Genomic DNA, 22,500 nt, shown 5'->3' with positions numbered 1-22,500 from the left:
CAAAGCTTTGCGTACGGCTGCGCAGAACGGGTATTCAGTGTGGAAAGGGGGCTGAGATCTGGGGGGCGGTGCATATACTGCGTGCGGGTGCTCTGGATCTTTCGTCCCGAGCATTCGTAAGGGATAGAAAGAGAAAAGCCCCGTGTCGATATACATCAACCCGAGGCCAACTCTAACGCCAGACAACGTTAGGTTAGCTTCTTACCCGCCGAGAGGCAAGGAGAAGGAGGCATGATGCCGAACAAAGGGAGTGTCCTAAAACTGGTCGTTATTTGTGCCACTGTAATATCACTGGCATGGATAACACGCAGCAAACTTTGTGAGCTGCGGATCCGATCGGGCAACACGGAAGTTGCGGCCATTCTGGCTTACGAATCCAAAAGGTAAGGCAACCCAACGGCAGGAGTATTGCTCCCGCCTGTTGGTTGTTTGAGCGTGGATCCACGAGCACCCATCCGCTAAAAACAAAAACGGCAAGCCAAGGCTTGCCGTTTTCACATTCGATACGCAGGCTTATTTCAGGCCGGCAGCATCGCGCAGCAATTCTGCTTTGTCGGTCGCTTCCCAAGGGAAGTGCTCGCGGCCGAAGTGACCGTAAGCTGCAGTTTCGCGGTAGATCGGCTGCAGCAGATCCATCATCTGGATCAGGCCGTATGGACGCAGATCGAAGAACTCGCGTACCAGCAGGGTCAGCTGTTCGGTAGGGACTTTCTCGGTACCGAAGGTTTCCACCATGATGGAGGTTGGCTCCGCCACGCCGATAGCGTAGGAAACCTGGATCTCACAGCGGTCAGCCAGGCCGGCGGCAACGATGTTTTTCGCCACGTAGCGCGCTGCGTAAGCCGCTGAACGGTCAACTTTGGACGGATCCTTACCGGAGAACGCACCGCCACCGTGACGAGCCATGCCGCCGTAGGTATCAACGATGATTTTACGTCCGGTCAGGCCGCAGTCGCCCATTGGGCCACCGATAACGAAACGGCCGGTCGGGTTGATGTGGTATTTAGTGCTGGCGCTCAGCCATTCTGCAGGCAGAACCGGCTTGATGATCTCTTCCATCACCGCTTCTTGCAGATCTTTCAAAGAGATATCTTCGGAATGCTGGGTGGACAGTACCACCGCATCGATACCGACGATTTTGCCGTCGTCATATTGGAAGGTGACCTGGCTTTTCGCATCCGGACGCAGCCACGGCAGAGTGCCGTTTTTACGGACTTCGGACTGGCGCTGCACCAGGCGGTGCGCGTAGGTCACCGGTGCAGGCATCAGCACTTCGGTTTCGTTGGTAGCATAGCCAAACATCAGGCCCTGGTCGCCAGCCCCCTGTTCCAGAGGATCGGTACGGTCAACACCCTGATTGATATCCGGGGATTGCTTGCCGATGGCGCTCAGTACGGCACAAGAGTTGGCGTCGAAGCCCATATCCGAATGAACATAGCCGATTTCGCGCACGGTTTTACGGGTGATCTCTTCGATATCTACCCAGGCGCTGGTGGTGATTTCGCCGCCAACCAGAACCATGCCGGTTTTCACGTAGGTTTCGCAAGCTACGCGTGCTTTAGGATCCTGTTCCAGGATGGCGTCGAGAACGGCATCGGAGATCTGGTCAGCGATTTTATCAGGATGTCCTTCGGAGACGGATTCGGACGTGAATAGGTGTTTAGCCATGGTGTTCTTTACCTTGCATAAGACGGGTTAGAAATTACTGCACAGCGCTGGAGATCCGGCATCAAAGCGAAGGGTCTTCCGCTGATGGCGCGAGATGCTTCCTGCAACGCCCCTCAGGCAAAGCCGTTAAGCAGTTTATCAGTTAACCAGTATAGATGGATTAACATCTGGACGTCTATTTTAGGTCAGGCCTTAGCCGGATTGCCAGTATTTTTTTGCCCTTTCGCTCTTTTGCGCAAAGCTTCCGGCGCCATTTTCATCGCTTGAAACAGTTTCCGACAAATTTTCATTTTGCATTTTCCCCGTGTTATCGGTATAAACTGCGCGCGCGGCTCATTTGGTGCACAGTGCGGGGTACGAAGTTGTAAACTTCTGTGACGCCTCCACGGGTGGACTGATTGTCAGCCGCAGACGCCAACCTTTGGCGTCGCCGCTTCATAGAACGGTCACGTTCTTACACTATTAATAGAGGCTCAGTCGTTCATAGAGGGCGACGTGCGTGGAGGTGGTTGGATTAATGATCCGTTGTCTACCGGTTGTTGGTTCTCAACAGCAGTGCCGTTCTGGCGCACATTCTTCTGCTATTTCCCGTCTTGTCTCTACACCACCTTCCAGGTGTGATAAACACTTGGGCGCTACTCAGGATTCTCGGGCCGGTTAACGGTCGTCTGAAGAACTGAACAAGGGTAGCCTGCAGCCTTCCTGTGGGATGTTTCTTGACCCGATTCACGAGGTTTGAACAGGGTGTCTTACAATTATATGAGTAATAAACCGATCGCTGACCGCGAACGGCAGTTTTATTCGCTGCCGCAAGGGCGGTTTGTTGGGTTGTTCTCGCGGGTTGTAGCTGCGATAGTGGCTGACTGTATCGTCAGTACGCGATGTGAGGCGAGTAATGTCTGATGATCTTTTGATTCACCGTCCGTCAGCAACGGGCGAATCTATATCTTTGCGCTCCATGCAGGAGGTTGCCATGAATGATCGTGATGCCAGCAAGATGCTGCGCACTTATAACGTCGCCTACTGGGGCAACAATTATTATGACGTCAATGAACTGGGCCACATCAGCGTGTGCCCGGATCCGGACGTCCCGCAGGCACGTGTCGATCTGGCCGAGCTGGTGAAGCAGCGTCAAAACGACGGTTTACGCCTACCGGCACTGTTCTGCTTCCCGCAGATCCTGCAGCACCGTCTGCGTTCGATCAATGCCGCGTTCAAACGTGCGCGTGAGTCGTTCGGCTATGAAGGTGGCTATTTCCTGGTTTACCCGATCAAGGTAAACCAACATCGCCGCGTGATTGAATCTCTGGTCAATTCCGGCGAACCGCTGGGGCTGGAAGCCGGCTCCAAGGCCGAACTGATGGCGGTGCTGGCGCATGCTGGCATGACCCGCTCGGTGATCGTGTGTAACGGCTATAAAGACCGTGAATATATCCGTCTGGCGCTGATCGGCGAAAAGCTGGGGCACAAAGTGTACCTGGTGATCGAGAAGATGTCCGAGATCAACATGGTGCTGGAAGAGGCCGAGCGCCTGAACGTGGTACCCCGCCTGGGCGTGCGTGCGCGTCTGGCGTCGCAAGGCTCCGGTAAATGGCAGTCGAGCGGCGGCGAAAAGTCCAAGTTCGGTCTGGCAGCCATTCAGGTACTGAAGCTGGTGGAAACCCTGCGTGAAGCGGGCCGTCTCGACAGCCTGCAACTGCTGCACTTCCACCTGGGTTCGCAACTGGCCAATATTCGCGATATCGCCACCGGCGTACGTGAGTCGGCGCGCTTCTACGTCGAACTGCATAAGCTGGGCGTGAACATCCAGTGCTTCGACGTGGGCGGCGGTCTGGGCGTAGATTATGAAGGTACCCGTTCGCAGTCCGACTGTTCGGTAAACTACGGCCTGAACGAATACGCCAACAACGTGATCTGGGGCATCGGCGACGCCTGTAATGAACACGGTTTGCCGCACCCGACGGTGATCACCGAATCCGGTCGTGCAGTGACCGCGCATCATACGGTGCTGGTATCCAACGTGATCGGCGTTGAACGCAACGAATTCAGCGATCCATTGCCGCCTGCTGAAGACGCGCCACGCGCGCTGGAAAGCATGTGGGAAACCTGGCAGGAAATGAACGAGCCGGAAAATCGCCGCTCGCTGCGTGAATGGCTGCACGACAGCCAAATGGATCTGCACGACGTTCATACTCAATATGCACACGGCATGTTGGATCTGACCAAGCGTGCCTGGGCTGAGCAGCTGTATCTGAACATCTGCAACAAGATCCAGCAGCAGTTGGATCCGAGCAACCGTGCACACCGCCCAATCATCGACGAACTGCAAGAGCGTATGGCGGACAAGTTCTACGTCAACTTCTCGCTGTTCCAGTCGATGCCGGACGCCTGGGGTATCGATCAGCTGTTCCCAGTACTGCCGCTGGAAGGCCTGGATAAGCCGCCGGAAGGCCGCGCGGTGCTGCTGGACATCACCTGTGACTCGGATGGCACCATCGATCACTACATCGACGGTGACGGCGTGGCGACCACCATGCCAATGCCGCCGTACGATCCGGAAAACCCGCCGGCGCTGGGCTTCTTTATGGTTGGCGCCTATCAGGAGATCCTCGGCAACATGCACAACCTGTTCGGCGACACCGCCTCGGTTGACGTGTTCGTGTTCCCTGACGGTACGGTAGAAACCGAGTTGTCCGATGAAGGCGATACCGTTGCCGATATGCTGGAATACGTGCAGCTTGACCCTACCGCACTGTTGGCCAAGTTCCGCGATCAGGTGAAAGAAACCGATCTGGACAGCGAACTGCAGGCGCAGTTCCTGGAAGAGTTCGAAGCCGGTTTGTACGGTTATACTTATTTAGAAGATGAATAAGTAGAGCGCTTCTGAAAGGCCGGGCATCCAACGGATGTCCGGCCTTTTTTATACTCTGATGCCAAATCACAATGTCAGGCACCCGTAAGGGCAAGGGTCACACGACGGTAGGATTCAGGGTATATACTGGTCAACGACGAGCAGCCGATATGATGATGCGCGCTCTTGAAGCGCGAGCGAAATGCGGCGATAATCTGCTGCATAGGCAGTACTGAAACAGATTTCGAATGGATCCCTTTCTCGTCGGGCTAACGACGCGGGAGGGATTTTTTTTTGCCAGCGTCTGTGTGATTTTTCAACAGGCGAAACGTTGAAATATGAGGGTTTACTATGAGTACCTTAGGCCATCAGCCCGATAATTCCTTAGTGTCCAATGCTTTTGGTTTCCTGCGCTTTCCGCTGAACTTTATGCCTTACGACAGCGATGCAGAGTGGGTCATCACCGGCATTCCATTTGACATGGCAACCTCCGGCCGCGCCGGTGGCCGTCACGGTCCGGCGGCAATCCGTCAGGTTTCCACCAACCTGGCCTGGGAAGGCAACCGCTGGCCGTGGAACTTTGACCTGCGCGATCGTCTGAATGTCGTCGATTGCGGCGACGTGGTGTTCAACTTCGGCGATGCTCAGGACATGAGCGACAAGCTGCAGGCGCACGCGGAAAAACTGCTGAAAGCCGGCAAGCGCATGCTCTCTTTCGGCGGCGACCACTTCGTGACTCTGCCGTTGTTGCGCGCACACGCCAAACATTTCGGCAAACTGGCACTGGTGCACTTTGATGCCCATACCGACACCTATGCTAACGGCAGCCAATACGATCACGGCACCATGTTCTTCCATGCGCCGAACGAAGGCCTGATCGATCCAACTCGCTCAGTGCAGATCGGGATCCGTACCGAGTTCGACCATGATAACGGCTTCACCGTACTGGACGCGGCACAGGTTAACGATCGTAGCGTTGACGATCTGCTGGCTCAGATCAAACAGATCGTCGGTGATATGCCGGTTTATCTGACCTTCGACATCGACTGCCTGGATCCGGCATTCGCACCGGGTACCGGTACGCCGGTCATCGGCGGGTTGACGTCCGATCGTGCACTGAAACTGGTGCGCGGCATGCAGTCGCTGAACATTGTCGGTATGGACGTGGTAGAAGTCGCCCCGGCGTATGACCAGTCCGAAATCACCGCGCTGGCTGCGGCGACCCTGGGTCTGGAGATGCTGTATCTGCAAGCGGCTAAAAAGCAGGCCTAAACAGTATTGGCTTAAACTCTGGCCTTTCAGAGGCCAGAGTTCATGGAGAAAACATGCTGACCAAGCCTTCCACACGTCTTAACAAATATATTAGCGAGAGCGGCATCTGCTCTCGCCGCGATGCCGATCGTTATATCGAACAAGGCAACGTTTTTATCAATGGCAAGCGCGTTACGCTTGGCGATCAGGTATTCCCAGGGGACGTCGTCAAGGTCAACGGTCAGCTGATTGAGCCTCGTAACGAAGACAACCTGATCTTTATCGCGCTGAACAAGCCGGTCGGGATCGTCAGTACCACCGAAGAGGGCGAGAAAGACAATATCGTCGATTTCGTCAACCACAGCACCCGTATCTTCCCGATCGGACGCTTGGACAAAGACTCGCAGGGGCTGATCTTCCTCACCAATCACGGCGATCTGGTGAACAAGATCCTGCGTGCGGGCAACGACCATGAAAAAGAATACCGGGTGACGGTCAACAAACCGGTCACCGACGACTTTATCCGTGGTTTGGGTGCCGGCGTGCCAATGCTGGGTACGGTGACGAAAAAATGCAAAGTGAAGAAAGAAGCGCCCTTTGTGTTTCGCATCGTGCTGGTACAGGGGCTGAATCGTCAAATTCGCCGCATGTGCGAGCATTTCGGCTATGAGGTCACCAAGCTGGAACGCACTCGCATCATGAATGTGAGCATGGCAGGTTTGCCACCGGGTGAATGGCGTGATTTAACCGACGACGAACTGGTCGAACTGTTTAAGTCGATAGAGGGTTCCACTTCGGAGGCCAAACCGGCGAAGAAAGCCAAACCGGCAGTGAAAAAACCGGCCGGCGGCGGGGCGAAAAGCGCCGACAAACCCAGCAACAGCGCGCCTGCGCGCAAGCGCTTTGCTCAGCCGGGTCGTAAAAAGAAAGGGCGCTGAGGCCCGGTAACATAAATACGGATCGGGGTGCATTTGCGCCCCGACTGCTTTACGCCCGCCTGGCTTCTCGCGTCATCCGCATCCGGCCAAACAGCACACAGCCCGCCAACAGCGTCACTAGCTGCGACACCATTAGCACCGCAAATCCTGAAGACACCTTGCCCTGGCTAGCCATGACCATGCCCATAATCATCGGCACAAACGCCGAGAACATATTGCCGATGCCGTTAATCAGTCCGTAGGCGCTGCCGACCGCCTGCGGCTGCGCATAATATTGCAACAGGGTTGGGATAGCCGCCCCCTGAGCCCCCCAGCAGGCATTGGCCGCCAGCAGGAAGAAAGCAATCCAGCCGAGCTGATGACTGTGCATCACGCCATAGATACACAACGCAGTTGCCGCACCGCCAAAGGCGAAAATCAACGGTGCCTGATAGGGGCGAATGCGGTCAAGCAGTACGCCGCCGAGATATTTGGAGGCGATGCTGACGATAAACGGCAGCGAAGCCATCCAGCCCATCTGTTTGATGGAGAATCCTTTCTCGTCGGTCAGGTAAGCCGGCAGCCAGGAACTGGAGCCCCACAGGTAGCTCAGGGTCGCGATCTCGATCAGCATGATCCAACCCAGCATCGGGGTATGCCAGGCCAGGGCGAAGGTGTGCCAGACACGGCTAAGAACCGGCTGAGGATCGACGGCGCTCAGCGGTAACGAGCGCGGATGGATAAAAAGACGCACCAGCGCTAGCCCCAGCAGCAGGTTGATCAGCGCCAGCAGATAGAAAGAGACCGCCCAGCCGAAGTGCGCCATCAGGAAACTGACCAGTGGAAAGCCAATCACCAGGCCCAGAGAAACGCCCAATGTGCTGACGGCATTGGGTTTACCGCGCTCATCGGCGGCGAAGTGATCGCCGATGTACATGGTTTTCAATGAGAACAGCGGCCCTTCGCTGACGCCAAGCAGTGCGCGTACCGCAAACAGCAGCAATAACGACCCCGCCAGCGGTGAGGCGGCAGTCAGTAGCGCCCAGAGCACAATGCTGAGCGTCAGCGCGCGGCGATAGCCCATCAGGGTTTCCAGAAAGGGCGTCAGCAGCATGGCGGAAAGCCCGTAACCGAGCAAAAACACCGTCATCAGCATGCCCTGATGCGCACGGTTACCGTCGAGCTGAAAGTGTTGCAAGAAGTCGGGGTTGACCAGCATCACGGCAATATTGACCCGATCGGCATAGGCGATGACGATCAGAAACAGCAGGGCCACTACCCCGAACCAGCGTTGACGTTGTTGCACAATGCGCTCCATGTACGCTCCTTTGGTGGGCGAATAACGAATTTAGACAGCAGTAAACTAACCCGCTGATTTCACAGTGGTGAAAAGCAGGTTTGAGTCGTTTTTATGTAAATTTATTGTTATCAAAAAGGGTGTTTCAGACAGCGAGATAGCACTTTTACTCGCATTGCATCAGCCAGATCAACGTCTTTTTATCCATGAATTAGTGATAGAAAGCACAGATTTCATCAGTTTTTCATATCGGTGCATTTTTTCGTGATCCTTCCCGCATTTGTCATGTTTAAACAACTTTCCATTAACAATTGCCGCTTTGCTCTCTTGACGAAAGTTTCACCAGACTTATAGTGAGTGTATTAAATAAGAAACTGAGTTTCATATATGAAACAATCAGATAGAGGACAAAAGCAATGAGCTGGACGAAAGTGTGCGAAGTGTCTCAGGTGAAAGAAGATTTTCCTTTCTCCGCCAACGTGGAAGGGAAAGAGGTCGGGGTGTATCTGATCGACGGCAACTATTACGCGCTGGAAGACGTTTGCCCACATGCCTATGCCTTGCTCAGCCAGGGGTTTGTTGATGACGGCAAGGTCGAATGCCCGTTGCACGAAGCATTGTTCGACGTACGTACCGGCCAATGCCTGCGTGAGCCAGGCGGCCGCGATCTGCAAACCTATGCCACCCGGGTGATCGACAATCAAATCCAAATCACCTTTATTGCGGAGGAGTAATCATGCAGCACATCACCGATTTCAATCCCTGGCTGCCGGACACCCAACAGGTGATCCCGGCGCGCGAAGGCGGCAATGGCCAAATCCATCAGCCGGGCCAATTTCAGAACGTCATCTGGCAAACCCGCGCTCGCGTACCCGACGGTTTCGAGACCGCGTTGGTCACGGCACTGGAAGAGATCTTCGATCAGGGTGCAGAAGAGCTGGAGCAGATCGTTAGCGCCCTGAATCAGCGTCGCCTGTTCGATCGCAATGGCCAGCCGTGGAATGAGACGGCGTTCCGCGAATTCCTTCACGTTAACGGTTTCTGAGCAGCATCCGGGAGAAGACAATGACAGCAAACACAACATCCTCCGCACAAACCTTACAGGACTATCTCGACCAGGGGCTGCGCGGCATGTGGTATCCGGTGCTGGCCAGTTGGGAAATCGGCAATAACCCGGTGGGCATTACGCGGCTGGAGCAACAGATTGTGGTGTGGCGAGACGGCGACGGCGCGATCCATGCGTTGGAAGATCGCTGCCCGCATCGCGGTGCGCGCCTTTCCATGGGCTGGAACCTGGGCGATCGCATCGCTTGCTGGTATCACGGCGTGGAAGTGGGCGGCGACGGTACGGTCAAAGACGTGCCGGCGGTCGATCGTTGTCCGCTGGTGGGGCAGAAATGCCTGCGCTCTTACCCAGCCAAAGAGGCCTACGGTGCGGTGTTCCTCTATTTCGGCGTGACGGCGGATGAAGAGCCGGCTGAATTGACCTTCCCGCCGGAACTGGCTGACGAAGCTGCCTACAGCAACTTCCTGTGCACCGCCAGTTGGGACTGCAATTACCAGTACGCGCTGGAAAACGTGATGGATCCGATGCACGGCACCTACCTGCATTCGTCCTCGCACTCGATGGCGGAAGGGGATCGCAAGGCGGACATGGCGCTGGAGCCGACCGACAACGGTTTCATCTTTAAGAAGAATGGTCAGATCGGCGTTAACTTTGACTGGGTGGAGTTTGGCAGCAGCGGCGCCTACTGGATGCGTTTGTCGATCCCGTACAAAAAGCGCTTCGGGCCGGGTGGTCACTTCTGGATCATCGGCATGGTGGTGCCGGAAGATAAGGATCACTGCCGGGTGTTCTTCTGGCGTATCCGTAAGGTGAAAGACTGGCAGCGTGACATGTGGCGCTTTATGTATCGCAACCGCCTGGAATCGCTGCACTGGGACGTACTGGAGCAGGATCGTATCGTGCTGGAAAATATGGCCCCGAACGCGCGTGGCCGCGAGTATCTGTATCAGCATGATGTGGGGCTGTCTCGCTTGCGCCGCATGATGCAAAAAGAAGCGCAGAAGCAACTGGCGAAGCTCAGTGAGCTGGAGGCGGCGCAGTGAACGGCTTGCTGACGGGAAAACGTATTGTGGTGACCGGCGCGGCGCGCGGGCTGGGGCGGAGTTTCGCCGCAGCCATCAGCGAGGCCGGTGCCAGAGTGGTGATGTGCGATATTCTGGCGGATGAACTGGCAGACAGCGCCGCCAGCCTGCGCGAGCAGGGCGCACAGGTTGAAACGCAGGTGATCGATTTGGCCGAACCGGCGTCGATCAGCGCGGCATTCAACGCCATTGCCGAAGGCGGTGCGATCGACGGGTTGGTGAACAACGCCGCGCTGGCTACCGGCGTCGGTGGCAAAACCATGATGGAATACGATATCGATCTGTGGGATCGGGTGATGCAGGTCAACGTACGCGGTACCTGGCTGGTGAGTCAGGCAGCGGTACCCCTGTTGGCGCAAACCCCACATGCCAAGATCGTTAACGTGGCTTCGGATACCGCACTGTGGGGCGCACCGCGCCTGATGGCTTACGTGGCCAGCAAAGGAGCGATCATCTCCATGACCCGCTCAATGGCGCGTGAACTGGGTCCGCAGGGGATTTGCGTGAACGCAATCGCACCGGGACTGACGCGGGTAGAGGCCACCGAATACGTGCCCGCCGAGCGTCATCAACTGTACGAACAAGGGCGTGCATTGGCCGGGGCACAGCACCCTGACGACGTTAATGGCTCGGTGCTCTACCTGCTGTCGCCGTTGGCGAATTTCGTGACCGGCCAACTGTTGCCGGTTAACGGCGGCTTTGTTTTTAACTAATCAACCTTTAGCCAGGAGCAGCACATGGCGGACGATCAAGCGTGTAAATATCTGATCCCAGGACTGGATCGCGGGTTACAACTGTTGCTGGCGTTTGGCGAGCAGCATAAGGAAATGACTTTTGCCCAATTGCATCGCCTGGTCGACATGCCAAAGGCTACCGCCTATCGCGTGGTGCAAACTCTGGAGCATCTGGGTTTTCTGGAGCGCAACCCACGGACCAACACCTTTGCGCTGGGCATCAAAGTGCTGCGCCTCGGCTTTGAATATATCGCTTCTCTGGACGTTGCCCAGGCCGGTCAGCCGGTGATAGAGCAACTGCGCGATCGCAGCCAGTGCAGCAGTCATCTGGCGATCCGTGATGAGCGCGACGTGATCTACATCGCCCGCGTCAGCGCCGCCGGTTCGCAAATCAATCAGGTCAGCGTCGGCACCCGCCTGCCGGTGCACCAAACCTCACTGGGCCGCATGCTGCTAACCAGCGCTACCCGCGACGAATTCGACCAGCTCTATCCGCAGGAACAATTGCCGGGCAGCGGTCCGGGGACCCCGGCAGATCGTGAAGCGCTGTGGCAGATGGTGCAGCAGGATAAGGCGCGCGGCTATGTGATTGGCGAGTCGTTTTTCCGCCATGGCATCTCTTCGATCGTCTATCCAATCTTTAACCGCGAGCAGCGGGTCGAGGCAGTGGTCAGCATTATGGTGCCGTTCGATGAGATCCCAAAAGCAGATCGCGAACGGCTGCGTATGGAAGTGCGTGACGCCGCAGAGAAAATCTCCGGCTTTCTGGGCGCGCCGCCGCAGGCTAACGTCGGCTAACTGACAACCCCTTGTTTTCGTAGGGGGGCTGCAAGCCGCGTTCGCATTAATCGGGGCGACTGTATTCGTCCCCTACCAATGAATCAGGCAGGGATAAGGCTCATGGCAAACAGGGGCCGGGGTTTGTCATGCCTGAAAACCGCATTCAGCGAGAACGTGAGGCACAACAATGAGCGTAATCGGAATCGAAAAACTGGAATTTGGCGTCGAAGATCTGCCAACCTGCGAAAAATTCATGCAGGACTTCGGCCTGCAGGCGGCACAACAGCACTGGGGCGAACGTCAACGTGAATTCACCACCCTGAGTGGGGCACGCGTGGTGCTGCATCCGTTGCAGAGCGAGACCTTGCCGGCGGCGTTTGAGGGCGGTTCGACTCTGCGCCGCATGACCTGGGGCGTGGGCAGCCCAGCGGAATTGGCCGCTTTGCAGCCGCTGTTGGCGCAGATGCCGGGCTTCCGTCAGGTGGGGGAAGAGCTGGAGTGTATCGATCCGAACGGTATGACGCTGCGCTTTAGCGTCAGCCAACAGCGCGAAGTCGATTTACCGGTATCACCAATCAACCAATGGGGTGATGTGCGCCGTATCGATCAGCCCAGCCCGGTATATGCGCAGGCACAGCCGATCAATATTGGCCACGTGGTGTTCTTTGTCGAAGATCTGGCCGCCACCGAACGTTTCTACCGTGAGGTACTGGGCTTCCAGGTCTCGGATCGCTATATCGATCGAGCAGTGTTCCTGCGCACTCAGGCGCGCGGCGGGCATCACAACCTGTTCCTGCTGAAATTGCCGAATCGTCCACGTGGCCTGAATCACGTAGCTTTTACCGTGCGCGACATCCACGAGGTGATCGGCGGCGGTATCGCCATGAACAAAGAGAAGTGGAGCACCTTTATCGGCCCCGGTCGCCATCCGATTTCCTCAGCCTATTTCTGGTACGTCAACAGCCCGACCGGCGGCGCGTTTGAGTACTACACCAACGATGACTATCTGACTGAAAACTGGCAGCCGCGCGAGCTGGAACACTCGCTGGTGTCGTTTACCGAGTGGGCGGTGGAGGGGGGAATCGACCACGATACGCGCCGCCAGCAGAAAAAACCGGAGGCGCTATGAGCCAGCCAGAAGCGGCGGGGATCGTCATTATCGGCGGTGGCCAGGCCGGCGGTTGGGCGGCGAAAACGCTGCGCGATCGTGGCTATACGGGCCGACTGACGGTGATCAGCGATGAACCCTATGACTTTTATGAACGTCCGCCGCTTTCCAAGGCGGCGTTGCTGGACGGCGAAGCGCCGCTCAGCCGACTGTTCAGCGAACAGGTGGTCGCCGGGTTGAATCTCAACTGGTGCCGGCCGTTACGTGCCGAATCCATTGATGCAAAAAAACAAATCGTCAGCCTCAGCGACGGTCGGCAGCTGCAGTTTGATCAACTGCTGATTGCCACCGGTGGCCGACCGCGCCTGCCGGACACCCGTTGGGCCAGTCACCCTCGGGTGATGACGCTGCGTTCCTGGGATGATGCGGCGAAGCTGCGTCAGGCGCTGCAAGGATGCCGTCGACTGGCGATCGTCGGTGGTGGCTGGATTGGGCTGGAGATTGCCGCTTCGGCGCGGCGCCTCGGTGCTGACGTGACGGTCTTTGAACGCCAGCCAGCACTGTGCATGCGCAGTGTCGGCGCGGATGTCTCCCAAGCGCTGCTGGAATTGCATCAACAGCAGGGCGTGACCCTGCACTGCGGCTGCGGTGACATTCAGCTGGAAGATCGTGACGGTAGCGCCTGGATCGGCAGCGGCGTCAGCGATCCTCAGCCGTTTGATCTGGTGGTGGTGGGGATCGGCGTCGAGTTGAATCTGGAACTGGCGCGCAGTGCCGGGCTGAAGATTGACGTGGGGATCGTGGTTGACGGCCAGGGGCGCACCAGCCACCCGGCGATTTTCGCCGCCGGCGACGTAGCGCGTCACCCGACGCTGGGCCTGTGCCTGCAGTCCTGGGCCTATGCGCAGAATCAGGCGATCAGCACCGCTTGCGCGATGCTGGACGCCTTTGCCGCCCCTTACGATGACGTGGCCTGGCTGTGGTCGGATCAATACGATGCCAATATCCAGATCCTCGGCGTGCCGACCGGTGGCGTGCACCATGTGGTGCGGCGCACGCCGCAATCGCAGGTGTTCTTTACGTTAAATGCCGATCGTCAGTTGGTGCAAATGGTGGCGTTTAACGACGCTCGTACCATCAAGCTGGGCAAACGCTGGCTGGCCAGTGGGCGCGTGTTGGAACCGCAGCAGTTGGCGGATGCGGAGTTTTCTTTGATGGCGTTGAAATAACGCCCGTAACCTCGGGAGCGTTTCATGACTACGCAAGAGATTGACGCCCGCGCTGAACGGGTGGGGGATGCTGTTGCCGAAAATCCGCAGCAACGAGTGCGCTGGTCGGTGCCCATCGCGCTGTTTGCCTGCGTGCTGCTGGCGTTTTTCGACAAGATCAGCATCGCGGCGCTGTTTTCCGATACTGAATTCCAGCAGGCGCTGGGCATCAGTTTTGACCCGGCGCGGCTGGGGTTGCTGATGAGCGCGTTTTTGTTCTCCTACGGCATCTCTTCGATGTTGCTGAGCGGAATTGGCGACCGCTTGAACCCGGTCAAGGTGCTGATTGGCATGATGGTGGTGTGGGGCGTACTGATGGTGCTGATGGGCATGACGCGCTCTTATCACAGCATGATGACGCTGCGCATTTTGCTCGGCATTGCCGAAGGTCCGCTGCTGCCAATGGCCTACGCCATCATTCGCCAGGCCTTCCCGCAGCGCCTGCAGGCACGCGCCACCATGTTGTGGCTGCTGGGTACGCCATTGGGCGCCGCGCTCGGCTTCCCGGTTACGTTGTACATCCTTAACACCTTTGACTGGCAGACCACCTTCTTCTTTATGGCGTTCCTGACGCTGCCGGTGATGCTGCTGGTGCTGTTCGGCATGCGTCATCTCAACGTGTCACGCCCCGCGGCGGCTAGCGTTTCCAAACCGGCTATTGCCGAACGTAAACAGCATCGCCATGAACTGCTGCGCAATCCGCATTTTTGGATGATCTGCCTGTTTAACATCGCCTTCCTGACCTACCTGTGGGGCATGAACGGCTGGCTGCCGAGCTACCTGATCAAGGGCAAAGGTATTCATCTGGAGCACGCCGGTTATCTGTCATCGCTGCCGTTTATCGCCATGCTGTTGGGCGAAGTGGTCGGCGCCTGGCTGTCGGACAAACTGGATCGTCGCGCGCTGGCCTGTTTTGTCTCGCTGTGCGGCGCCGGGCTGGGGCTGGCCGTGGTGCTGCAGTTGCAGGGCACTTACAGCGTGATCGCCGCCATGGCTTTCAGCACCTTTATGTGGGGGGCCGGTGCGCCAAACATCTTTGCCCTGCTGGCGAAAGCCACCAGCAGCAAGGTCAGCGCCACCGCCGGCGGTATTTTTAACGGATTGGGCAATTTTGCCGGTGCGCTGGCACCGGTGCTGATGGGGGCGCTGATCGCCGCCACCGGCAACATGGATAACGGCTTGCTGTTCCTGGTGGTGATGGCCCTGATCGGCTGCATCATTCTGCTGCCGTTACTGAAGAAGTATTGATTTAACCGTTTGATTCAACAGAGGAGTTACAACATGTCCCAGGTTGAGAAGCAAGCCGGCGTCAAGCCGCAGGATCAATCGATTGAGCATTGGGTGGAATCGCGTATCGCCCGCTTTGAAGGCCGTAAATATGACTGGAACGCGTTGAAGTTCCAGGCCGATTACGACCCGAAATACCGCCGTGCGCAGATGCGCTACATCGGTACCGGCGCCACCGGGGTAGCCAGCGACACCAATACCATTCCGGCAGGCAACTTCACCTTCTCCACCATGGTGCTGCCTTCGAAGTGCGAGGGCCCGTTGCACCTGCACGATGATGTGGAAGAGGTGTTCTTTATGCTGAAGGGCAGCATCACGCTGATGATCCAGGACGGTAGCGAATATTACGAAACCAAGCTGAAAGAGCGCGATCTGATCTCGGTGCCGGCCGGAGTCTACCGTGGGTTGTTCAACCACGGCGAAGAAGAGGCATTGATGTGCGTGATGCTCGGCACTGCCAAACCGGAAACCCCGACCTACCCGGCGGATCACCCGTTATCCAAAGTGAAACGCAACTGATGAACGGCCTGGCGCAACGTCAGCAGGCGCGCTGCGGGGAGTTTACCCTGAGCTGGCGCGAGGCGGGTCACGGTCGCCCGGTGGTGTTGCTGCACGGCATCAGTTCCGGTTCGGCCTCGTGGATCAAGCAGTTCAATGACTCGGGGCTGGCCGACGGTCATCGCTTGCTGGCCTGGGACGCCCCAGGCTACGGCGGCAGCCTGCCGCTGACGGTCAGCGAGCCGGATGCCGCCGCCTACGCCGCCGCGCTGGCGGCGCTGGTGGCGCACTTGCAGTTGGAGCAACCGCTGATCGTCGGTCACTCGCTCGGCGCCTTGATCGGTAGCGCCTATGCTGCCGGTTATCCCGACGGATTATGTGGGCTGGTGTTGGCGGATCCGGCGCAGGGCTACGCCAACGCACCGCTGGAGAAACGCCAACAGGTTTATAGCCAGAGAAAACAGATGATTGAGCAGCTTGGGCCGCAGGGCTACGGCGAGCAGCGGGCGGCGGCGTTACTCCGTGAAGGTGCGGATCCTCAAGATATTGCCTGGGTACGCAACGGCATGCAGCAGCTGGATCCCGAGGGTTTTCTCAATGCCGCCTGGATGCTGGCCAACGACGATATCGGCCGCTATCTGGCGCAGTACCGCGGCCCGTTGCAGGTGTGGTGCGGTGACTGCGATCGGATCACGCCACCGGAAGCGGCGGCGGTGCTGGCGCAACAGCAGGACGCGGCACTGCGCCTGATTGAGGGGGCCGGGCATGCCAGCTATCTCGATGCGCCGGGGCAATTTAACCGCTATCTGCAGGATTTTACGGGAGCAATTCAACCATGAATTTTCAGCTTGAGAAACGGGTCGCGGTGGTCACCGGCGGTTCGTCGGGCATCGGTTTCGAAACCCTGCGTCTGCTGCTGGCGGAAGGCGCGAAGGTGGCATTTTGCGGCCGCAATCCGGACAAACTGGCCGGTGCCGAAGCCAGCCTGCGCCATGAGTTTCCGCAGGCGGAGATCCTGGCACTGTGCTGCGACGTGCTGGACGAGTCGCAGGTAACGCAGTTTGCCGCCCAGGTGACTGCACGCTTCGGCGGCGTAGATTTGTTGATCAACAACGCCGGCCAGGGGTTCGTCGCGCATTTTGATCAAACGCCGCGTACCGCCTGGCTGCATGAGGCGGAGCTAAAGCTGTTCGGCGTGATTAACCCGGTGCAGGCATTTTTGCCGGCGTTGGAGCGTTCGGATATCGCTTCCATCACCTGTGTTAATTCGCTGCTGGCCTTGCAGCCGGAAGAACACATGATCGCCACCTCGGCGGCGCGTGCGGCACTGCTCAACATGACGCTGACGCTGTCGAAAGAGCTGGTGGACAAGGGGATTCGCGTCAACTCGATCCTGTTGGGCATGGTGGAGTCCGGCCAGTGGCGCCGCCGCTTCGACGAGCGCAGCGATAAAGATCAAAGCTGGGAGCAGTGGACGGCGGCGATTGCCGAACGACGCGGCATCCCGATGAAACGCCTGGGGAAACCGCAGGAGCCGGCACGGGCGCTGTTGTTCCTGGCTTCGCCTCTGGCGTCCTTTACCACCGGGGCCGCGCTGGACGTCTCCGGCGGCTTTAACCGCCATCTTTAACCGCAGAGGCTGAAAAGATGAAGAAGATCATGATGATTGGTTACGGCGCAATGGCCACAGAGGTGCTGTCCCGCCTGCCAGACGGGGTGAGCGTTGGCTGGATTGTCGCGCGTGCGGCTCATCATGCGGCGATTGCCAACGCCTTTGGTGGCCAGGTGCAGGCGTTGACCCACCCCGACCACTGTGCTGAAAAGCCGGATCTGGTGCTGGAGTGCGCCAGCCAGCAGGCGGTGGCGGAGTTCGGTGAGGCGGTGGTCACGCGCGGTTGGCCTTTAGCGGTGATCTCTACCGGCGCATTAGCGGATGCCGCGTTGCAGCAGCGTTTGCAGCAAGCCTGTCGGCAACATCGGGGCCAGGTGATCGTGCTGTCCGGTGCTGTGGCGGGAATGGACGGCTTGGCGTCGGCACGTGAGGGCGGTCTGGACAGCGTCACTTATCAGGCGTGTAAAAGTCCGGCCAGCTGGCGCGGCAGTATGGCAGAGCAATTGATTGATCTCGATGCGGTAAGCGAGGCGCAGGTGTTTTTCGAAGGCTCGGCGCGGGAGGCGGCGCGGTTATTCCCGGCGAACGCCAATGTGGCGGCGACCATTGCGCTCAACGGCCTGGGAATGGACGCCACCCGGGTGCGGTTGCTGGTCGATCCCGCGACCCGACGCAATACCCACCGGCTGCAGGTGTGCGGCAACTTCGGTGAGTTTCACATTGAGCTGAGCGGCAACCCGCTGGCAAGCAATCCCAAGACATCAACCCTGGCGGCGCTGAGCGCGGTACAAGCCTGCCGCCGTCTGATCGACGGTGGTTTTATTGCCTGAACGGCAGGAGCGAGTATGGAAAGGTTAAAGATTTTTGTGGCTGGGCGTTGGTGCGAAGGGCGTGGCGATGAAATGGCCTCGCAGTTCCCGGCCGACGGCAGCGTGAATGCGCGGCTGCGTGCCGCCAGTATTGAAGACGTCAATGATGCGGTAGCCGCGGCGGAACGCGCCTGGCGGGCCCCCGAGTGGCGTGGGCTGGTGCCGCATCAGCGAGCCAACATTCTGTACCGCGTCAGCAACCTGATTATGGCGCAACTGGAAGAGCTGGCGCAGCTGCAGACCCGCGACAACGGCAAACCCCTGGCGGAAACCCGTGGGCTGGTGGCCAGCGCGGCGGCGACGGCTCGCTACTTTGCCGCTGCCTGCGAGGTGCTGGAGGGCGAACTGCCGACCCAGCGCAGCGCGGAGATTATGACGCTGAGCCAGTATCAGCCGCTGGGCGTGATCGCGGCCATTACGCCGTGGAACTCGCCGATCGCCAGTGAAATGCAAAAGGTGGCCCCCGCACTGGCGGCGGGCAATGCGGTGATCCTCAAACCGGCCGAAGCGACACCGCTGATGGCGCTAAAACTGGCGGAACTGTTTGAGCAGGCAGGCCTGCCCGCCGGACTGCTTAGCGTGCTGCCGGGCAAAGGCTCGGTAATTGGCGAGGCGCTGGCACGTCACCCGTTAGTGAAAAAGATTTCTTTTACCGGGGGGACCAATACCGGTCGCCATTTGGCGCATATCGCCGCCGAGAAGCTGATCCCTACCTCGCTGGAGCTGGGCGGCAAGTCGCCGACCATCGTGCTGGAGGACGCCGATTTGGAACAGGCGGCTCGCGGGATCTGCTATGGCATTTTCAGCTCCGCCGGCCAGGCCTGCATTGCCGGCTCGCGGCTGTTTGTGCACCGCTCGCTATACCAGCCGCTGCTGTCGCGCCTGAGTGAACTGGCAGCCGGGCTGCGGGTCGGCAATCCGCTGACGCCGGGCGTGCACCTCGGCCCGCTGATTAACGACAAGCATCGCCAAAGCGTGGCGGATTATGTGGCGCTGGCGCAGCAAGAAGGCGGCCGGGTAGTGATAGGCGGCGAAGCGCCGGCCGATCCGCTGCTGGCCGGCGGCAGCTATTACCTGCCAACGATTATCGAAGGGTTGAGTAACCGTGCCCGCGCTTGCCAGGAAGAGATTTTTGGCCCGGTACTGGTGGCGCTGCCGTTCGATAACGAACAACAGTTGATCGGGCAAGCCAACGATTCGGTGTACGGGTTGGCCGCCGGGATCTGGAGCCGGGATTTCCCGCGGGCGATGGCGCTGGCGGAACAATTGGAAACCGGCACCGTGTGGATCAACACCTACAAAACATTCTCTATTTCTACGCCTTTCGGCGGTTTCAAAGAGAGCGGTCTGGGCCGCGAAAAGGGTCTGCACGGCATCAAGGCCTATATGCAGCAGAAAAGCCTTTACCTGGCGCTGAGCCATCAGGCGAACCGCTGGAGCGATTAGCTTTGATCGACGGTGCGTACCCCCTACAACGAACACAATAAGAAGGCAGATGATGAGCGATAAAATAACGGTTGGCGAGGCGATAGCCCGGACTCTGGAACAGTACGAGGTGTCGGCGATGTACGGCATCATTTCGATTCATAATCTGCCGATTGCCGATGCGGTAGGGCAACGTGGCAACATCCGTTTCGTACCGGCGCGTGGCGAAGCGGGCGCGGTCACCATGGCCGATGCCCACGGCCGTTTCTCCGGTCTGGGCGTAGCCTTGACCAGCACGGGCGCGGGGGCCGGCAATGCGGTCGGCGCCATGATCGAAGCGCTGAATGCCAACACGCCGTTGCTGCACATTACCGGCCAGGTGGAGAAGGCCTATCTGGATGCCGACGCCGGGTTCATTCATGAGACCCGCGATCAGTTGGGTTTCCTGCGCGCCTGCTCCAAACGCGCATATCGGGTCAACTCAGCGGAACAGGCGGTGGCCGTGATCCAACGGGCTATCCTCGATGCGCAGACGGTGCCTTGTGGCCCGGTGGCGGTCGAGATCCCGATCGATATTCAAAGTAGCCTGGTTTCCAGTTCGGTGCTGAGCCAGCCCGTGGCGCCTGCGCCGCTGCCGGCGGCCAGTGACGAGGCGGTTGAGCGCCTGTATCAGCGGGTGAAACAGGCCAAACGCCCATTGCTGTGGTTGGGTGGCGGTGCGCTGGCCTGCGCCGATGCGGTACGCAAACTGGCGGATGCCGGCATGGTGGTGATCTCCAGCACCCATGGGCGCGGTATCCTGCCTGATAGTCATCCGCGCAGCCTGCGTGCGTTCCACAACTCACCGAGCATTGAGGCGATCCTGACGCAGTGCGATTTGACGCTGGTGGCCGGTTCACGCTTGCGCAGCAATGAGACGCGTACCTGGACGTTGCCGCTGCCGCGCCCGCTGGTTCAAATTGATATCGATCCGGCGGCGGCCAACCGCAACTATCTGGCCGACGAGCAAATCAACGGTGACTGCGGCGCCTTGCTTAACGCGCTGGCGGCTCGTTTGAGCCCGGGTGAAAAAGTGAATGCCGAGTGGGATGCCGAGATAGCCACGGCGATACAGCAGGCGGAAAGTGCGCTGCGCCAGCAGTCGGGAGAGTATGCAAAATTGAACGACGCCATCGCCGCTGCGTTGCCGCAGGACGGTCTATTGGTACGTGATATCACCGTTTCCGGCAGCGTGTGGGGCAGCCGTTTGTTCCGCGCCATTTCGCCGCTTTGCAACATTCACTCGCTGGCCGGGGCGATTGGCATGGGCCTGCCAATGGCGATTGGCACGGCGATCGCCAACCCACAGCGCAAGGTGGTGGGGCTGGTCGGGGACGGGGGGCTGGCGTTAGGCTTGGGCGAACTGGCAACCATGGCGCAGGAGCAGGCCAATATAACCCTGCTGATCATGAACGACGGCGGCTACGGCGTGATGCGTGGCATTCAGGACAAGTATTTTGCCGGCCGTCAGTATTATAACGAACTGCACACTCCCGCATTTACCCAGGTTGCCGAAGCGATGGGGCTGAAGGCGTGGAAAGTGGACAGCGCGGCGCAGTTCAACGGGGTGCTGGCGGAAGCGATTAATTATCCGGGGCCGTCGGTGGTGGAAGTGGATATGAACAGCATCGGGCCGCTAACCTTCGCCGGGCCACCGCAAAAGACATTGTATTGATGAAATGAAAAACGCCCGGCATCTGCCGGGCGTTGTGTTTTACTTGCCTGCTGCGATGCGCTCGCGAATATGCTGTGCGCGTGCTTCGGAAGCGGGGTGGTCGTCGAACATGCTGCTCTGACGGCCGGCCTCCATTTTAGCCAGTTTTTCAAAGCTGGTGACCAGGCCGTTCGGGTCGATGCCGCGTTGTTTCAGCAGATCGAACGAATAGTCATCGGCTTCGCTTTCCTGTTTTTGGGAGAACTGAGCGTTAACCAGCTTCTCGCCCATATCCGCCAACTGTGACTGCGACAGCGACCCTATGATGCCGCCGGTCGAGGCCGCTGCGGTACGCAATGCCACGGTGCCGTAAGCGACCTGCATTGCTTTGCGGGTATGGCCCAGCGCCACGTGGCCCATTTCGTGGCCCAGCACGCCTTCCACTTCATTGTCGGTCATCATGTCCATCAGCCCGCTGTAAACGCGGATACAGCCGTTGGCCATGGCCCAGGCATTCACGTCTTTTGTGACGTAGACCTTATAGTTGGCCGGCGTGCCGTTGATATTATCTCCCAGCGCCGCCGCGATTTTGTTCAGGCGTTTGGCATAGGTACTGTCGGCCGGCGCGATTTGTGCCTTGCTGTCCATCTCTGCGCAGGATTTATCACTCAGGATTTTTACGTCGTTATTGCTCAGCGTCGCGGCCTGGAACGCCTGCGCGCCAGACTGCATCAGGGTATCGGTGTTCAGGTTTTGACAGCCGCTTACCAAAGTGGCAATGCTTAATGCAATCAAAGAGGTACGGATCTTCATAAAGCCATTTTCCTGTGAGAGTAACAAGGGGGTCGTGTCATTTTAGTTTAGGGAAATCTTGCCGCTTGAGACTAGTGTACGCCGACAATCGGGAAAATAGTGTTATTCCGAAAAACCGACCAATTGTGCTAATAAGTTGTGAACTCGCTCTCATTTGGTATTAGGGATTGCCGTTTTAATGCGGAGTCTGAGAAAATAGAAAACTTGACTGATTTTTTAATCCGACCTGGAGTAAAACATGTCCTCTCGTAAAGAGCTTGCCAACGCCATCCGCGCACTCA

Annotated in this window: 22 protein-coding genes; 19 read left to right on the top strand and 3 right to left on the bottom strand. The window is 58.3% G+C overall.

Annotated features, from left to right (window positions below; translation table 11 throughout):
- Positions 1-234: 234 nt before the first annotated feature.
- Positions 235-387: a Hok/Gef family protein gene (locus NR114_RS21330; RefSeq protein ID WP_041415673.1), complete on the top strand. Its 153-nt coding sequence runs from the start codon at positions 235-237 to the stop codon at positions 385-387.
- Positions 388-513: 126 nt separating this feature from the next.
- Here NR114_RS21330 and metK read toward each other — a convergent pair whose 3' ends face one another.
- The gene (gene metK / locus NR114_RS21325; RefSeq protein ID WP_020828554.1) at positions 514-1,668 is read right to left on the bottom strand and encodes a methionine adenosyltransferase; all 1,155 of its coding nucleotides are present in this window, start codon (positions 1,666-1,668) and stop codon (positions 514-516) included.
- A 759-nt stretch (positions 1,669-2,427) separates the two neighbouring features.
- On the opposite strand from metK, the gene NR114_RS24325 reads away from it, so the two are divergent.
- The 4 genes from NR114_RS24325 to rluF all read left to right on the top strand — a co-directional run bounded on the left by NR114_RS24325 (position 2,428) and on the right by rluF (position 6,708).
- Positions 2,428-2,571: a virulence promoting factor gene (locus NR114_RS24325; RefSeq protein WP_115058053.1), complete on the top strand. Its 144-nt coding sequence runs from the start codon at positions 2,428-2,430 to the stop codon at positions 2,569-2,571.
- Positions 2,564-4,540, top strand: coding sequence for a biosynthetic arginine decarboxylase (gene speA, locus NR114_RS21320; RefSeq protein WP_044553360.1), 1,977 nt, complete (start codon positions 2,564-2,566; stop codon positions 4,538-4,540). The genes NR114_RS24325 and speA overlap by 8 nt, the downstream gene beginning before the upstream one ends.
- A 330-nt stretch (positions 4,541-4,870) precedes the next feature.
- Complete coding sequence (gene speB / locus NR114_RS21315; RefSeq protein ID WP_048760022.1) at positions 4,871-5,791, top strand: agmatinase; 921 nt, start codon at positions 4,871-4,873, stop codon at positions 5,789-5,791.
- Positions 5,792-5,844: 53 nt separating this feature from the next.
- Complete coding sequence (gene rluF, locus NR114_RS21310; protein ID WP_020828550.1) at positions 5,845-6,708, top strand: 23S rRNA pseudouridine(2604) synthase RluF; 864 nt, start codon at positions 5,845-5,847, stop codon at positions 6,706-6,708.
- Between the two features lie 49 nt (positions 6,709-6,757).
- Here rluF and NR114_RS21305 read toward each other — a convergent pair whose 3' ends face one another.
- Positions 6,758-8,005 carry an MFS transporter gene (locus tag NR114_RS21305; RefSeq protein WP_129941508.1) on the bottom strand — a complete coding sequence of 416 codons (1,248 nt, stop codon included), beginning with the start codon at positions 8,003-8,005 and terminating at the stop codon, positions 6,758-6,760.
- Positions 8,006-8,400: 395 nt separating this feature from the next.
- Between NR114_RS21305 and NR114_RS21300 the strand changes: the two genes are divergently transcribed.
- The 14 genes from NR114_RS21300 (at position 8,401) to NR114_RS21235 (ending at position 21,427) form a co-directional block, all read left to right on the top strand.
- Positions 8,401-8,718 (top strand): non-heme iron oxygenase ferredoxin subunit, encoded by a 318-nt coding sequence (locus tag NR114_RS21300; protein WP_020828548.1) that lies wholly within the window; start codon positions 8,401-8,403, stop codon positions 8,716-8,718.
- Positions 8,719-8,720: 2 nt separating this feature from the next.
- The gene (locus NR114_RS21295) at positions 8,721-9,029 is read left to right on the top strand and encodes a recombinase-like helix-turn-helix domain-containing protein (RefSeq protein ID WP_044553351.1); all 309 of its coding nucleotides are present in this window, start codon (positions 8,721-8,723) and stop codon (positions 9,027-9,029) included.
- Between the two features lie 20 nt (positions 9,030-9,049).
- Positions 9,050-10,093, top strand: a complete 1,044-nt coding sequence (locus NR114_RS21290) for an aromatic ring-hydroxylating dioxygenase subunit alpha (protein ID WP_041414935.1) — start codon at positions 9,050-9,052, stop codon at positions 10,091-10,093.
- Positions 10,090-10,845 (top strand): SDR family oxidoreductase, encoded by a 756-nt coding sequence (locus NR114_RS21285; protein ID WP_048760018.1) that lies wholly within the window; start codon positions 10,090-10,092, stop codon positions 10,843-10,845. Before NR114_RS21290 ends, NR114_RS21285 begins: the two co-directional genes overlap by 4 nt.
- 24 nt (positions 10,846-10,869) lie before the next feature.
- Positions 10,870-11,664 (top strand): IclR family transcriptional regulator, encoded by a 795-nt coding sequence (locus NR114_RS21280; RefSeq protein ID WP_020828544.1) that lies wholly within the window; start codon positions 10,870-10,872, stop codon positions 11,662-11,664.
- A gap of 169 nt (positions 11,665-11,833) precedes the next feature.
- Positions 11,834-12,775 (top strand): VOC family protein, encoded by a 942-nt coding sequence (locus NR114_RS21275; protein ID WP_115058058.1) that lies wholly within the window; start codon positions 11,834-11,836, stop codon positions 12,773-12,775.
- Positions 12,772-13,983, top strand: a complete 1,212-nt coding sequence (locus NR114_RS21270; RefSeq protein ID WP_256814491.1) for an NAD(P)/FAD-dependent oxidoreductase — start codon at positions 12,772-12,774, stop codon at positions 13,981-13,983. The genes NR114_RS21275 and NR114_RS21270 overlap by 4 nt, the downstream gene beginning before the upstream one ends.
- A gap of 24 nt (positions 13,984-14,007) precedes the next feature.
- Complete coding sequence (locus tag NR114_RS21265) at positions 14,008-15,270, top strand: MFS transporter (RefSeq protein WP_046372673.1); 1,263 nt, start codon at positions 14,008-14,010, stop codon at positions 15,268-15,270.
- A 33-nt stretch (positions 15,271-15,303) separates the two neighbouring features.
- Positions 15,304-15,828, top strand: coding sequence for a cupin domain-containing protein (locus NR114_RS21260; protein WP_020828540.1), 525 nt, complete (start codon positions 15,304-15,306; stop codon positions 15,826-15,828).
- On the top strand, positions 15,828-16,646 hold the full coding sequence (locus NR114_RS21255; RefSeq protein WP_048760009.1) for an alpha/beta fold hydrolase: 819 nt from the start codon (positions 15,828-15,830) through the stop codon (positions 16,644-16,646). The genes NR114_RS21260 and NR114_RS21255 overlap by 1 nt, the downstream gene beginning before the upstream one ends.
- On the top strand, positions 16,643-17,437 hold the full coding sequence (locus tag NR114_RS21250; protein ID WP_020828538.1) for an SDR family oxidoreductase: 795 nt from the start codon (positions 16,643-16,645) through the stop codon (positions 17,435-17,437). The genes NR114_RS21255 and NR114_RS21250 overlap by 4 nt, the downstream gene beginning before the upstream one ends.
- Positions 17,438-17,454: 17 nt before the next feature.
- Positions 17,455-18,249: an aspartate dehydrogenase gene (locus NR114_RS21245; protein WP_115058061.1), complete on the top strand. Its 795-nt coding sequence runs from the start codon at positions 17,455-17,457 to the stop codon at positions 18,247-18,249.
- Positions 18,250-18,264: 15 nt separating this feature from the next.
- Positions 18,265-19,734, top strand: a complete 1,470-nt coding sequence (locus tag NR114_RS21240) for an aldehyde dehydrogenase (protein WP_256814490.1) — start codon at positions 18,265-18,267, stop codon at positions 19,732-19,734.
- Positions 19,735-19,786: 52 nt separating this feature from the next.
- The gene (locus tag NR114_RS21235; protein ID WP_046372677.1) at positions 19,787-21,427 is read left to right on the top strand and encodes a thiamine pyrophosphate-binding protein; all 1,641 of its coding nucleotides are present in this window, start codon (positions 19,787-19,789) and stop codon (positions 21,425-21,427) included.
- Positions 21,428-21,466: 39 nt separating this feature from the next.
- Here the strand turns inward: NR114_RS21235 and NR114_RS21230 are convergent, their stop codons facing one another.
- Entirely contained in the window at positions 21,467-22,219 is a 753-nt protein-coding gene (locus tag NR114_RS21230) for a M48 family metallopeptidase (RefSeq protein WP_020828534.1), read from the bottom strand.
- Positions 22,220-22,500: the final 281 nt, after the last annotated feature.

It is taken from the genome of Serratia sp. Ser99 (genome assembly GCF_024519545.1).
GTDB classification, from domain to species: Bacteria; Pseudomonadota; Gammaproteobacteria; order Enterobacterales; family Enterobacteriaceae; genus Serratia; species Serratia liquefaciens.
This window is presented reverse-complemented; position numbering and strand designations above follow the sequence as displayed.